Annotated in this window: 11 protein-coding genes; 7 read left to right on the top strand and 4 right to left on the bottom strand. The window is 72.3% G+C overall.

From position 1 onward, the window contains the following. From IE177_RS15765 to IE177_RS15745, 5 genes are all read left to right on the top strand, one after another. Positions 1-741: a response regulator transcription factor gene (locus tag IE177_RS15765; protein WP_190015961.1), complete on the top strand. Its 741-nt coding sequence runs from the start codon at positions 1-3 to the stop codon at positions 739-741. Next, positions 738-2,390, top strand: a complete 1,653-nt coding sequence (locus IE177_RS15760; RefSeq protein ID WP_190015960.1) for a sensor histidine kinase — start codon at positions 738-740, stop codon at positions 2,388-2,390. The genes IE177_RS15765 and IE177_RS15760 overlap by 4 nt, the downstream gene beginning before the upstream one ends. Positions 2,391-2,403: 13 nt before the next feature. Then, positions 2,404-3,921, top strand: a complete 1,518-nt coding sequence (locus IE177_RS15755; RefSeq protein ID WP_190015959.1) for a bifunctional glycosyltransferase family 2/GtrA family protein — start codon at positions 2,404-2,406, stop codon at positions 3,919-3,921. Further along, positions 3,918-6,290 (top strand): ArnT family glycosyltransferase, encoded by a 2,373-nt coding sequence (locus tag IE177_RS15750; protein WP_190015958.1) that lies wholly within the window; start codon positions 3,918-3,920, stop codon positions 6,288-6,290. Before IE177_RS15755 ends, IE177_RS15750 begins: the two co-directional genes overlap by 4 nt. 148 nt (positions 6,291-6,438) lie before the next feature. Then, a complete protein-coding gene (locus tag IE177_RS15745) occupies positions 6,439-7,194 on the top strand; it encodes a TetR/AcrR family transcriptional regulator (RefSeq protein ID WP_190015957.1) in 756 nt (251 codons plus the stop codon). 22 nt (positions 7,195-7,216) lie between these two features. Here IE177_RS15745 and IE177_RS15740 read toward each other — a convergent pair whose 3' ends face one another. Then, positions 7,217-7,687: a PPOX class F420-dependent oxidoreductase gene (locus tag IE177_RS15740; RefSeq protein WP_190015956.1), complete on the bottom strand. Its 471-nt coding sequence runs from the start codon at positions 7,685-7,687 to the stop codon at positions 7,217-7,219. A 239-nt stretch (positions 7,688-7,926) separates the two neighbouring features. Between IE177_RS15740 and IE177_RS15735 the strand changes: the two genes are divergently transcribed. After that, positions 7,927-8,577 carry a GAF and ANTAR domain-containing protein gene (locus tag IE177_RS15735; protein ID WP_229816059.1) on the top strand — a complete coding sequence of 217 codons (651 nt, stop codon included), beginning with the start codon at positions 7,927-7,929 and terminating at the stop codon, positions 8,575-8,577. 72 nt (positions 8,578-8,649) lie between these two features. On the opposite strand, the gene IE177_RS15730 is transcribed toward IE177_RS15735, so the two are convergent. From IE177_RS15730 to IE177_RS15720, 3 genes are all read right to left on the bottom strand, one after another. Continuing rightward, the gene (locus tag IE177_RS15730) at positions 8,650-9,471 is read right to left on the bottom strand and encodes a YceI family protein (RefSeq protein ID WP_190015954.1); all 822 of its coding nucleotides are present in this window, start codon (positions 9,469-9,471) and stop codon (positions 8,650-8,652) included. A gap of 102 nt (positions 9,472-9,573) precedes the next feature. After that, entirely contained in the window at positions 9,574-12,036 is a 2,463-nt protein-coding gene (locus IE177_RS15725; protein ID WP_506005054.1) for an MFS transporter, read from the bottom strand. Positions 12,037-12,118: 82 nt separating this feature from the next. Beyond that, positions 12,119-12,622 carry a MarR family winged helix-turn-helix transcriptional regulator gene (locus IE177_RS15720; protein WP_190015952.1) on the bottom strand — a complete coding sequence of 168 codons (504 nt, stop codon included), beginning with the start codon at positions 12,620-12,622 and terminating at the stop codon, positions 12,119-12,121. 204 nt (positions 12,623-12,826) lie between these two features. Here IE177_RS15720 and IE177_RS15715 point away from each other — a divergent pair, with 204 nt between their 5' ends. Beyond that, positions 12,827-13,024 (top strand): hypothetical protein, encoded by a 198-nt coding sequence (locus IE177_RS15715; RefSeq protein WP_190015951.1) that lies wholly within the window; start codon positions 12,827-12,829, stop codon positions 13,022-13,024. Positions 13,025-13,035 lie beyond the last annotated feature (11 nt).

Below are 13,035 nucleotides of genomic sequence, written 5' to 3'. Positions count from 1 at the left end.
ATGACCACGACCTCGCCCCAGGGGCGCACCGAACTGCTGAGGCCGGACGGCAGCCCCGTCCGCGTGCTCGTGGTGGACGACGAGCTGTCGATCACCGAACTGCTGAGCATGGCTCTTCGTTACGAGGGCTGGCAGATCAGGAGCGCGGGGGACGGTCAGGGGGCCCTCCAGACGGCCCGTGACTTCCGGCCGGACGCCGTCGTGCTCGACATGATGCTGCCGGACATGGACGGGCTGGCCGTCCTCGGCCGGCTGCGCCGCGAACTGCCGGACGTGCCCGTGCTGTTCCTGACCGCCAAGGACGCGGTGGAGGACCGTGTCGCCGGGCTCACCGCCGGCGGCGACGACTACGTCACCAAGCCGTTCAGCCTGGAGGAGGTCGTCGCGCGGCTGCGGGGGCTCATCCGGCGTTCCGGCGCCGCCGACCGCCGGTCGGACTCGGTGCTCGTCGTCGGCGACCTCACGCTCGACGAGGACAGCCACGAGGTCGCGCGGGGCGGTGACTCCATCCACCTCACCGCCACCGAGTTCGAGCTGCTGCGTTTCCTGATGCGCAACCCGCGGCGCGTGCTGAGCAAGGCGCAGATCCTGGACCGGGTCTGGTCGTACGACTTCGGCGGGCAGGCCAACGTCGTCGAGCTGTACATCTCCTACCTGCGGCGGAAGATCGACGCCGGGCGCGAGCCGATGATCCACACCCGGCGGGGGGCCGGATACCTGATCAAGCCCGCCGTGTCATGAGCGGGCGACGACGGCCGCGTCGGCGGAAGCGGCGGCCAGGCCGGCCGGGCACCCTGCGGACGCGACGGGCGGGCCAGCCGCGCACCCTGCGGACGCGGCTCGTCGTCGCGTCCGTCGTGCTGATCGCCGTGGTCTGCTCCGTGATCGGCACGGTGACGACGCTGGCCCTGCGCTCGCACCTGTACGAGCAGCTGAACGGCCAGCTGAACGAGGCCGCCTCGCGCGCGTCCGGCTCCTTCGGGCCGCCGGGGCAGCAGCCCGGGGGAGGCATCGCACCGGACGGCCGGAAGCTCAAGCACCCCACCGACCTCGCCGAGTTCGTCACCAAGGGCCCGCAGCTCCCGGGCACCGCCGCCGCCGAGGTCGAGGGCGGCGTCATCACCGGTGCCCAGCGTGGCGTGAAGTCCACCAGCGACTTCGAGATGAGCGCGAAGCCGCTGACCAAGGCGCAGCGCGCCGTCCTCGCGGCCGTGCCCCGGGTGGACGGGGGGCAGTACACCGTCGACCTCCCCGGGCTGGGCGAGTACCGGGTCGAGTACCGGACGGGTTACAACGGTGACTTCTACGTCGCCGTCCCCACCTCGTCGGTCGACAACACGATCAACACCCTGATCCTCGTCGAGGTCAGCGTCACCGTGGCCGGCCTGGGCGCCGCCGTCATCGCCGGCTACGTGCTCGTCGGCCTCGCCACCCGCCCCCTGCGCAAGGTCGCCGCCACCGCCACCCGCGTCTCCGAACTGCCGCTGCACTCGGGTGAGGTGAACCTGAGCGAGCGGGTCCCGGAGTCGGAGTGCGACCCGCACTCCGAGGTCGGCCGGGTCGGCGCCGCGCTCAACCGCATGCTGGACCATGTCCACGGCGCCCTGCACGCCCGCCAGCGGAGCGAGACCCGGGTACGGCAGTTCGTCGCCGACGCCAGCCATGAGCTGCGGACCCCGCTCGCCTCCATCCGCGGGTACGCGGAGCTCACCAGGCGCGGGCGCGAGCAGGTCGGACCCGACACCCGGCACGCCCTCGGGCGGATCGAGTCCGAGGCCGGCCGCATGACCCTCCTCGTGGAGGACCTGCTGCTGCTCGCCCGGCTCGACGCCGGACGGCCGCTGCAGTTCCAGCGGACCGACCTGATCCCGCTCGTCGTCGACACGGTCAGCGACGCCCGGGCGGCCGGCATGGACCACAACTGGCGGCTCGACCTGCCCGACGAACCGGCCCTGGTGTCGGCGGACGCGGCCCGTCTGCAGCAGGTGCTGGTCAACCTGCTGGGCAACGCCCGCAACCACACGCCACCGGGGACGACCGTCACCGCGCGCGTGCAGCGGCGCGGTGCCTGGATGTGCGTCGACGTCGAGGACAACGGGCCGGGGATCCCGCCCGGCCTGCTGCCGCACGTCTTCGAGCGGTTCGCCCGCGGGGACTCCGCGCGCTCCCGGGCCACCGGATCCACCGGCCTCGGCCTCGCCATCGTGCAGGCCGTCGCGGCGGCGCACGGGGGCGCGGTGACCGTGGACAGCGTGCCGGGGCGGACGGCTTTCACCGTGCACCTGCCCGTGCTCATCCCCGCCGTGGCGCACCCGGACGCCGACATGGACCGGCCCCCGCACTCACAGGCACAGCACAGTTCCACCACATGGGCGCGACAGGGCGGTTGAGCAGAGTCGGTGCATGCGAACCGACTCTTCTCCCGGCACCCTGCCGGCGCGGGAGCACCTCCCGGCCACAGACGCCGGAACGCCTGTCCTGGACGTAGTGATCCCCGTCTACAACGAGGAGAAGGACCTCCGGCCGTGCGTCCGCAGACTGCACGAGCACCTCACCCGTACCTTCCCCTACGCGTTCCGCATCACCGTCGCGGACAACGCGTCCACGGACACCACCCCGCTGGTGGCGGCGCGGCTGGAGGCGGAGATCCCCGAGGTCACCAGCTTCCGTCTGGAGCAGAAGGGCCGCGGCCGCGCCCTGCGGACCGTGTGGTCCGCGTCCGAGGCGCCGGTCCTCGCCTACATGGACGTCGACCTGTCCACCGACCTCAACGCCCTGCTGCCGCTGGTGGCGCCGCTGATCTCCGGTCACTCGGACCTGGCGATCGGCTCCCGGCTCGCCCGCGCCTCCCGGGTCGTGCGCGGCCCCAAGCGGGAGTTCATCAGCCGGGCCTACAACCTGATCCTGCGCGGCTCCCTCCAGGCCCGCTTCTCCGACGCGCAGTGCGGCTTCAAGGCGATCCGCCGCGATGTGGCCCAGGTGCTGCTGCCGCTGGTGGAGGACACCGGCTGGTTCTTCGACACCGAGATGCTCGTGCTCGCCGAGCGGGCGGGGCTGCGCATCCACGAGGTGCCGGTCGACTGGGTCGACGACCCGGACTCCACCGTGCACATCGTGCGGACGGCCACCGACGACCTGCGGGGCGTGTGGCGGATCGGCAGGGCGCTGGCCACCGGTTCGCTGCCGCTGGACCGGCTGACCCGGCCCTTCGGCGACGACCCACGCGACCGTGACCTGCCCGACGTGCCCAAGGGGCTGGCCCGCCAGCTCGTCGGGTTCTGCGTGGTCGGGGGCCTGTCGACCCTGTTCTACCTCGTTCTCTACGGCGCCTTCCGGCAGTTCTCCGGCTCGCAGATCGCCAACGCCCTCGCGCTGCTGGTCTCGGCCGTGGCCAACACGGCCGCCAACCGCCGGCTCACCTTCGGAGTGCGCGGGCGGGGCGGGGCGGTACGGCACCAGGCGCAGGGCCTCGTCGTCTTCGGCATCGGGCTCGCCCTGACCAGCGGTTCCCTGGCCGCCCTCGGCGCGGCCACCGACAGTGCGGCGCACTCCACCGAGCTGGCGGTGCTCATCGCGGCCAACCTCGCGGCGACCGTGCTGCGGTTCCTGCTCTTCCGCGCCTGGGTCTTCCCGGACCGGGGCGAGTCGGCCTCCGGCGGCGACCCGACGGTGGTCATGGCCTTCACCCCGTCCTCGCCGGCCCACCGCACGACGGCTCCGTACGGGCCGCTGCCGACGCGCCCGGCACCGGACCGGCAGCAGGCGTACGAGCCGTCGTACCCGCGGTCGCACCAGACCACCCACCAGACCACCCAGGTCCGCGCCGGTGAGGCCGCCGCGGACGGCAACTGGAGGGACGCCACCATGCGCCTGCAGCCGGTGCGCCCTCACCACGACACCGATCCGGGGGACCCCCGATGACCACCCACTCCGACCCGACGACGCACCAGGGATCCCCGGCCGTGTGGGGTCCGCCTCCGACCGCTCCCCCGACGGTGCGCGCACCGCAAAACGCCTCCCCGGCCGATTCCCCGGCCGATTCCCCGGCCGACTCCGCGGCCCATTCCCCGGCCGGCCTCCCGGCCGTCGCGGGCTCCGAGGCCGGTGCGCCCCGGCAGCCCTTCGTGCGCAGACTCCGGCGCGGCCGCCCCGAGGACCCCCGCTGGGTGCGCCCCGCCTTCCTCGGCCTGCTGGCCGCCACCCTCCTGCTCTACCTGTACAACCTGAGCGCCTCCGGTTACGCCAACTCCTTCTACTCGGCGGCCGTGCAGGCGGGCAGCACGTCCTGGAAGGCGTTCTTCTTCGGCTCGCTGGACGCCGGCAACGCCATCACCGTCGACAAGCCCCCGGCCTCGCTGTGGCCCATGGAGCTCTCGGTCCGGATCTTCGGCCTCCACTCGTGGGCGATCCTCGCCCCGGAGGCGCTGATGGGCGTGGCGACCGTCGCAGTCGTGTACGGCGCCGTACGCCGCCGGTTCAGCCCCGCGGCCGGTCTGGTCGCGGGCGCGGTGCTCGCGCTCACACCCGTCGCGGCGCTGATGTTCCGGTTCAACAACCCGGACGCCATGCTGGCGCTGCTGATGGCCACGGCCTGCTGCCTGGTGGTCCGCGCCGTCGAGGACGGCCGTACGAAGTGGCTGGTGTGGGCCGGTGTCGCGATCGGCTTCGCGTTCCTCGCCAAGACGCTGCAGGCCTTCCTGATCCTGCCGCCGCTCGCGATCGTGTACGCGGTCTGCGCGCCGGTGCCGTGGAGGAAGCGACTCGGCCAGCTGGCCGCGGCGACGCTCGCGCTGGTCGTCTCGGGCGGCTGGTGGGTCGCGATCGTGGAGCTGTGGCCCGCGTCCTCCCGCCCTTACATCGGCGGTTCCCAGAACAACAGCTTCCTGGAGCTGACCTTCGGCTACAACGGGCTCGGCCGGCTGAACGGCGACGAGACCGGCAGCGTCGGGGGCGGCGGCGGGGGCGGCGGTGGCGGGGGCGGCACCGGCATGTGGGGCGAGACCGGCTGGAACCGGATGTTCGACTCCGAGGTCGGCGGCCAGATCTCCTGGCTGCTGCCGGCCGCGCTGGTCCTGCTGGCCGCCGGTCTCGTGGCCACGCGCAGGGCCCGCAGGACGTCCGTCACCCGTGCCTCGTTCCTGGTCTGGGGCGGCTCCCTGCTCATGACCACGGCCGTCTTCAGCTACATGGCGGGCATCTTCCACCAGTACTACACCGTGGCCCTCGCCCCCTACATCGCGGCCGTGACCGGCATGGGCGCCGGGCTTCTGTGGGAGAGGCGGCGGGAGCCGTGGGCGTCGATCACCCTCGCCGCATCCGTGGTCGCGGCGGCGGCCTGGGGCTACGTGCTGCTCAACCGCACCTCCGACTACCTGCCCTGGCTGAAGTGGCTGGTGCTGGTCGGCGGTCTGGCCGCCGCGCTGGGCCTGGTCTTCGCGGGCCAGACACCCCGGCGCGTGGCCCTCGCCGCGGCGGCGGCCGGCCTCGTGGCCGCGCTGGCCGGGCCGACCGCGTACACCCTCAGCACGCTCCAGCAGGGCCACACCGGCTCGATCGTCACGGCCGGCCCCGCGGGGGCGAGCAGGATGGGCGGTCCCGGTGGCGGGGGTCCCGGCGGAGGGGGGATGCGCGGCGGCTTCGGCGGCGGCATGCCCGGCCAGAACCATCAGGGGCAGCAGGGGCAGCAGGGGCAACAGGCTCAGCCGGGCCGGCAGAACGGCAACGGCTTCCCGGGCGGCGGCTTCGGCGGCGGCATGCCGGGCCAGCAAGGCCAGCAGGGCCAGCAGGGCCAGCAAGGCCAGCAGGGCCAGCAGGGCCAGCAAGGTCAGCAAGGCCAGCAGGGCCAGCAGGGCCGGCAGAACGGCAACGGTTTCCCCGGCGCGGGCCGCATGGGAGAAGGCGGCATGGGCGGCGGCGGAGGCGTGGGCGGCCTGCTGAACGGGGCGAGCGTGTCCTCCGCGGCCAGGAAGCTGCTGGAGAAGGGCGCGTCCGAGTACACCTGGGTCGCCGCGTCCATCGGTTCCCAGAACGCGGCCGGTTACCAGCTCGCCACGGGTGACCCGGTCATGGCCATCGGCGGCTTCAACGGCACCGACCCGTCCCCGACCCTGGCCCAGTTCAAGAAGTACGTGGAGGAGGGCAGGATCCACTACTTCATCGCCGGCGGCGGCATGGGCGGTGGCAACAGCGGAACGTCGGCGCAGATCAGCTCGTGGGTGCAGAGCAACTTCAAGAAGGTGACGGCCGGATCGGCCACCTTCTACGACCTGACGCGGAGGACGAGCGGCTGACGAGCGGCTGACGAGAAGTCCCCGTGCCGTGCACCGCACAGCCCCGGCTGTGCGGTGCACGGCATGGTCGTGCCGGTGGTCGCTTCCTGACCCGCGGGGTATGGGTAGGCGTGCGGGAACAGCGAACCTCTCGGAGGAAGGGCCGCCGATGGCGAAGGCAGCGGGCCGCTCGGCGCGGAGCAGCGTGTGGCTGGAGGAGACGGCCCGTCGCGGTGGGCGCGGCGGACAGCCCACGGGTCTGGACCGGGAGCGGATCACCGCGGCGTCCGTGCGGCTGCTGGACGCCGAGGGGCTGGCGAAGTTCTCCATGCGGCGGCTGGCGGGCGAGCTGAACGTCACCGCGATGTCCCTGTACTGGTACGTCGACACCAAGGACGACCTGCTCGAACTCGCCCTGGACGCGGTCTACGGCGAGCTGCGGCTGCCCGCCGAGGAGGACGGGACCGACTGGCGGGAGCGGCTGAGGGCGCTGGCCGCCGAGTACCGGGCGCTGCTGGTGCGCCACCCGTGGCTGTCGCGGCTGGCCGGCCAGTACCTGAACATCGGCCCCCACTCGCGGGAGTTCTCCCGCAGCGTGCAGCGGACCCTCGGCCGTGCCGGGCTGCCCGCGCACCGGGTGATGAGCGCGATCTCGGCCGTCTTCCAGTTCGTGTACGGCTACGGCACGGTCGAGGCCCAGTTCCTGTCCCGGATCGAGGGCTCCGGCCTGACCCCGGACGACTACTACCGGCAGGCGATGGACTCGGCGGGCCAGGACCCGTCGACCGCGGACTTCGTCCAGGAGGCCAGGCGGATCATGGACGCCCGCGGCGGCGACACGGTCGCCGAGATGATGGACCGTGACTTCACCTTCGCCCTGGACCTGCTGATCGCCGGCATCGAGGCGATGGTCGAGCGCGGCTGACCCGCCGCGCACCGGCCCCGGTTCAGTCCCCGGTGGCGAGTCGCGCCGGGAAGCCCCCGGTGGCCACCGGACCCCACCGCAGCGGCGTCACCCGGATGATGGACTTGCCCTGCCTGAGCATCGCCCCCCGGTACTCGTCCCAGTCGGGGTGCTCACCGGCGATGTTCCGGTAGTACTCCACCAGAGGTTCGACGGAGTCGGGTGCGTCGACGACCTCGGCGGTGCCGTCGATCTGCACCCAGGGGCCGTTCCAGTCGTCGCTCAGGACGACGAGGCTGACCCGCTCGTCCCGCTTGGCGTTGCGGGTCTTGGCGCGCTCGGGGTAGGTCGAGACGACGATCCGGCCCGAGTCGTCCACGCCGCAGGTCAGCGGGGAGGCCTGTGGCGCGCCGTCGGCGCGGCGCGTGATCAGCAGGGCGCGGTGGCGGGGGCGTACGAAGTCCAGCAGCTCGTCCAGCGATACCCGGGTGTTGGTCGCGATGTTCGGTGCCATGGCCGCAGCCTAGAGGGGCGGTCGCGGCTTCATCCTGACCCTGCCGGGCACAGGCTCGGCGCGTCGGCGCGCCGACGACGTCCCGCGCTCCGGGCGCAGGTCACTTCACCGCAATGGAGCAGCTAAAGTGCTGATGTCCTGTGCTCGCAGTCGGGAATGTGCTGCGGAGCTCTCCTGTGCACGGCCATGCGGTCGTGCCATCCGAGAGGTTCGTGGTGGCTTCGTCCGACTTTTCCGATGTGTCCGGTCCTGCTGTCGGCCTCGAACTGGCCGAGGCCCTCACGGCCGCCGCGCGTGAGCTGCACCAGACGACCACGCCGGACGCCACCCTGGACACGGCGGCCCGCCTGGCGGTGCACCTGCTCCCCGGCGCCGAACACGCCGGGGTCTTCGAGCTGGAGCGCGGTGACACGCTGCGCACGGTGGCCTGGACCGACGACATCGTGCGCGAGGCCGAGCCCCGTGATCTGCCGCACTGGGAGCGGCTGTGGACCTCGCCGGTGGTGCGCATGGCGGACAGCGGCGGCAAGGACGGTGAGCGGCCCGGGCTGCGTTCGGTCCTGTCCATGCGGCTGCGGGCCGACAAACGCCGGCTGACCGTGCTCACGGCCTACGCCCGCGCCCCGCACGCCTTCGACGAGACGGCCGCCCGCCTGGGCCGGCTGTTCGTCGCCCATGTGAGCCTCGCCCTGAACTCGGTGACGGTCCGTGAGCAGTTGACGGAGGCCATGCACACCCGGGACCTGATCGGCCAGGCCACCGGCATCCTGATGGAACGCCTCGACATCGACGCGGCGGCGGCCTTCGAGAGCCTGGTGCGCGCCTCCCAGCGGGAGAACACCAAGCTCCGCGACCTGGCCCGCCGCATCGTGGGCGCGACGGAGAACTAGGCCCTCCGGCCGCCCCTAGGCCCTGTCGTCGAACTCCCGCCTGCCCCGTGACGCCGGGAGTTCGACGACGGCCTAGGCGGCGGGCAGGGACTCCCCCTGGACCGCCTGGATGTCGAGTTCGACCTTCAGGGTCGTGCCGATGGCGGCGATGCCCGCCTGGAGGACCTGGTTGTAGTTCATCGCGAAGTCCTCGCGGTGCAGTTCGGCCGTGGCGCGGAAGGCGGCCCGGGTGCCGCCCCACGGGTCGGCGCCGGTGCCGAGGTAGGCGAGGTCCAGGTCGACCCGGCGCACCACACCGTGCATGGACAGTTCGCCGTGCACGGTCCAGCGGTCCGAGCCCGCGGCGGTCACACCGGTCGAGTGGTAGGCGATCTCCGGGTGCCGTTCGACGTCGAGGAAGTCCGCCGACTTCAGGTGGGTGTCCCGCATGCTGTTGCCGGTGTCGATCGAGGCCGCCCGGATCACCGCCGCCACGCGGGACTTGGTGACGTCGTCGGGCGCGATCTCGATGGTGCCGCCGAACTCCGTGAACCTGCCGTGCACGCTGGAGATGCCCAGGTGCTGGGCGACCGCGGCGACGGAGGAGTGCACCGGGTCGATCGTCCAGGGGCCGGGCGGCGGCAGCTCGGTGCCGCCCTGCCGGGCCAGTGTGACCGTGCCGACCTCGGCCCGGCCGCTCGCGGTGACGATCGCGCTGGACGCGGCGGGCGCGTACCCGACGGCCGTCACGATCACCGTGTACGCCCCCGGCGCCAGCTCGGTGGTGTCCCGTACGGCCCCCTCGGTGTCCGCCTCGGCCCGCAGCACCTGCGCACCGGTCATGTCGGTCACCGTGACGACCGCGTGCGACACGGCCCAGCCGTCCCGCGTACGGATCTTCGCGGTCAGTCCCATCCCGTCTTCTCCCTGAAAAGGCATATGAATCGGTCGTATGAGATCGGCCCGTGGCGCGCGCCGCACCTGAGGGGCGGCGCGCGCCACGGGCCGTGGGCCGTACTACTCGCCGGGGTGGGCGAGCTCGATGTCGTGGCCGTCGACTCCCGGGCCGGAGACGGTGAGGGCCGTCGCCACCGGCGGGTAACCCGTCGCGATGACGGTGTATTCGCCGCCGTCCAGGTCGGCGAAGCCGTACGCCCCGTCCGAGCCGGTGGTGGCGGTGCCGACCACGTTGCCCGCCTGGTCGACGAGCGTCACGCGGGCGTCGGCCAGCGGACCGTGCGGGGCGCGGACGACACCCTGGAGACGGGCACCGGCGTCCAGGTCGACCTCGATCCGGGTGATCCCGGCGGCGCCGACCTCGACCGGCAGCGCACGCGGCCGGAACCCGTCCGCGTTGACCGCGACGGTCATGGTGCCCGGCACCAGGTCGGTGAGGGCGAACTCGCCCTGCTCCCCGGTGGCGGCGGTGGCCAGCAGGTCGCCGCGGACGTCGGTGACGATCACCATCGCGTCCTTGACCGGCAGCGCGCTTCCGGCGGCCCGGACCACACCGGTCAGCCCGCTGGTGCCGCTGAGCAGGATGTCGTACGCCAGCGGCTCCTCGCCCACCACGATCGTGGAGGCCTGCGGCTGGTAGCCGTCGGCGGAGGCGATCAGGACGTAGCTGCCCGTGCCGGGCGCGTCCACCGCGTAGGAACCGTCGGCCTGGGCGACCGAGCGGCCCAGCTGGCGGCCGGAGAGCGAGATCAGGGTCACCGCGGCCTGCGGGACCGGGACGCTCTCGGCGCCGCGGACGAAGCCGTGGACCGGGGTGCCGCCACCGGTGCCGGGCCCGGCGATGGTGGCGACGGCGGACAACTGCCGGCCGGTCTGCGCGGTGGCCGTGTCCTCGGCTCCCGAGGACACCGAGGCGGCGGCCGCGGCCGGAACCGGCTCGGCGGCCCGGGCCTCGGCGACGACCGGAGCGGCGACGGGGTCGGCCACGGGGGCCTCACCCTCGGCGGCCTGGGCGAGAGCGCCCTTGGTCTTCAGCGGGACCTCCTTGATGAACAGCGTGATCAGGAAGGCGACCGCGGCGAGGGCGGAGGCGATGAGGAAGACGTCGGCGATGCCGTGGCCGTAGGCGCTCTCCAGCAGCGTCCGGATGGGCCGCGGGAGCTTGTCCATGTCCGGGATGGTGTCGGTGGAGCCGGAGCCACCGGCCAGGGCGGCCTGGTACTTGGGGCTCAGGGAGGCGATGCCGTCCGTCACGTAGTGCGTGATCCGGTGGGACATCACGGCACCCAGCGCGGAGACGCCGACCGCGCCGCCGAGGGAACGGAAGAAGGTCACCGTGGAGCTGGCCGAACCGAGGTCGGAGGGCGCCACCTGGTTCTGCGTGGCGAGGACCAGGTTCTGCATCATCATGCCGATGCCCAGGCCCAGCAGGGCCATGAAGATCGCCATCTTCCAGTACTCGGAGTCGTACCGGATGCCGCCCAGCAGGGCCAGGCCGGCCGTCACCAGGACGCCGCCGCTGACCAGCCACGACTTCCAGCGGCCGGTGCGGGTGATGAACTGACCCGAGACCGTCGAGGAGACGAACAGGCCGGCGATCATCGGGATGGTCAGGACACCCGACATGGTCGGGGACTTGTCCCGCGCCAGCTGGAAGTACTGGCTGAAGAACACGGTGCCGGAGAACATCGCGACACCGACGAACAGCGACGCGAGCGACGCGAGCGTGATGGTGCGGTTGCGGAACAGGCGCAGCGGGATGATCGGCTCGCTCGCCTTGGCCTCCACGAGAACGAAGAGCAGGCCGAGGACGATCGAACCGCCGACCATCGCGGCGGTCTGCCAGGACAGCCAGTCGTACTTGTCACCCGCGAAGGTGACCCAGACCAGCAGCAGGGAGACGGCGGCGGAGATGAAGAACGCGCCGCTCCAGTCGACCTTGACCTCGCGCTTGACCACGGGCAGGTGCAGCGTCTTCTGCAGCACGATCAGCGCGATGACCGCGAAGGGGACACCGACGTAGAAGCACCAGCGCCAGCCCAGCCAGGAGGTGTCGGTGATGACACCGCCGAGCAGCGGGCCGCCGACCGTGGCGACGGCGAAGGTGGCACCGAGGTAACCGGAGTAGCGGCCGCGCTCGCGCGGGGAGATCATCGCCGCCATGACGATCTGGGCCAGGGCCGACAGACCGCCGACGCCGATGCCCTGCACCACGCGGCAGGCGATCAGCATGCCCGGGTTCTGCGACAGGCCGGCCGCCATCGAGGCGACCACGTAGATGATCAGCGCTATCTGGACGAGCGCCTTCTTGCTGTACAGGTCGGCGAGCTTGCCCCACAGGGGAGTGGCCGCGGTCATCGACAGCAGGGCGGCCGTGACCACCCAGGTGTAGGCGGACTGACCGCCGCCCAGGTCACCGATGATCTCCGGCAGGGCGTTGGAGACGATCGTGGACGACAGGATCGCCACGAACATGCCGAGCATCAGCCCGGACAGTGCCTCCATGATCTGCCGGTGGGTCATCGGGGCGTGACCCGATCCTCCCCCGTGCTTGGCGTGAGCCCGCACACCGGCTGGTGTGGTCGTTGCCATGGGCTTCCTTTGCTTACGTACTTGCGGGTGTACGGGTGGTCTCTTCGAACACGGGCGCGGCCGCGGAGGCGGTCCGCACCGGGGCGGACCGGCAGTCGCCGAAGGAGGCACGCAGGCGCGCCATCAGCCGGATCAGCTGGCCGACCTCGTCGTCGGTCCAGTCGGCCAGCCGCTCGGCGAGCAGGTGCGTGGTCCGCCGGGACAGCTCGTCGAGCTGTTCCAGCCCCTCGGGCGTCAGGCGCAGGATGCGCGAGCGCTTGTCCGCCGGGTCCGGGGACCGCTCGATCCAGCCGCGTGCGGCGACGTGCGCGACGTGCCGGCTGGTCACCGACATGTCCACGGCGAGCAGCTCGGCGAGCTTGCTCATGCGCATGTCGCCGTGACGGCCGAGCAGTGTCAGCACGGCGGCCGAGCCGGCCGGGCACTCGGACGGCAGGATCCGCCCCAGGTCCCGTTTCACGGCTCCGAAGGCGCTGAACTGACGCACCAGCTCTTCGTACTGCGCCTGCTCGGCCATCACACCTCCCGTATTCGTTGCTTAGGGCAACCATAGATAGGTTGGTTGCTGCAGGCAAATAAAGAGGGGCGAGCGGGCGTAAAAAGTTGGCAAAGGCAAGCATTGCTTGTGTAAATGCGCAGGTGGACAGGGGTGGCGTGCCCCCGTCTGTCCCGGTGGCCCCGCACTTGGGCCGGTCACGCGGATTCGCTAGTGTCTCGGGGCATGGCTAACACCCAGGGCCCCCAGGGCAGCTACGACCCCGCCGGCAGCACCCAGATGTTCCGCGCGTTCGTCGACGAGGCCCCCCAGGGGCGGCAGCAGCAGGCGGCGGCCTCCTCGGGTCCCCGCATCGGTCTGATCGTCGGCATCGTCGTGGCGCTCGCCGTGGTGGCGGGGGTCGCCTGGCTGGCCCTCAAGTAGGGGCCGCTTCC

Origin of the sequence: Streptomyces lucensis JCM 4490 (genome assembly GCF_014650035.1) — a bacterium.
GTDB classification, from domain to species: domain Bacteria; phylum Actinomycetota; class Actinomycetes; order Streptomycetales; family Streptomycetaceae; genus Streptomyces; species Streptomyces lucensis.
This window is presented reverse-complemented; position numbering and strand designations above follow the sequence as displayed.

Coding starts and splice junctions, on each gene's coding strand:
- IE177_RS15725 (WP_506005054.1), bottom strand. CDS start 12,036: ATGACCCACCGGCAGATCATGGAGGCACTGTCCGGGCTGATGCTCGGC.
- IE177_RS15715 (WP_190015951.1), top strand. CDS start 12,827: ATGGCTAACACCCAGGGCCCCCAGGGCAGCTACGACCCCGCCGGCAGC.
- IE177_RS15745 (WP_190015957.1), top strand. CDS start 6,439: ATGGCGAAGGCAGCGGGCCGCTCGGCGCGGAGCAGCGTGTGGCTGGAG.
- IE177_RS15750 (WP_190015958.1), top strand. CDS start 3,918: ATGACCACCCACTCCGACCCGACGACGCACCAGGGATCCCCGGCCGTG.
- IE177_RS15760 (WP_190015960.1), top strand. CDS start 738: ATGAGCGGGCGACGACGGCCGCGTCGGCGGAAGCGGCGGCCAGGCCGG.
- IE177_RS15720 (WP_190015952.1), bottom strand. CDS start 12,622: ATGGCCGAGCAGGCGCAGTACGAAGAGCTGGTGCGTCAGTTCAGCGCC.
- IE177_RS15765 (WP_190015961.1), top strand. CDS start 1: ATGACCACGACCTCGCCCCAGGGGCGCACCGAACTGCTGAGGCCGGAC.
- IE177_RS15755 (WP_190015959.1), top strand. CDS start 2,404: ATGCGAACCGACTCTTCTCCCGGCACCCTGCCGGCGCGGGAGCACCTC.
- IE177_RS15730 (WP_190015954.1), bottom strand. CDS start 9,471: ATGGGACTGACCGCGAAGATCCGTACGCGGGACGGCTGGGCCGTGTCG.
- IE177_RS15740 (WP_190015956.1), bottom strand. CDS start 7,687: ATGGCACCGAACATCGCGACCAACACCCGGGTATCGCTGGACGAGCTG.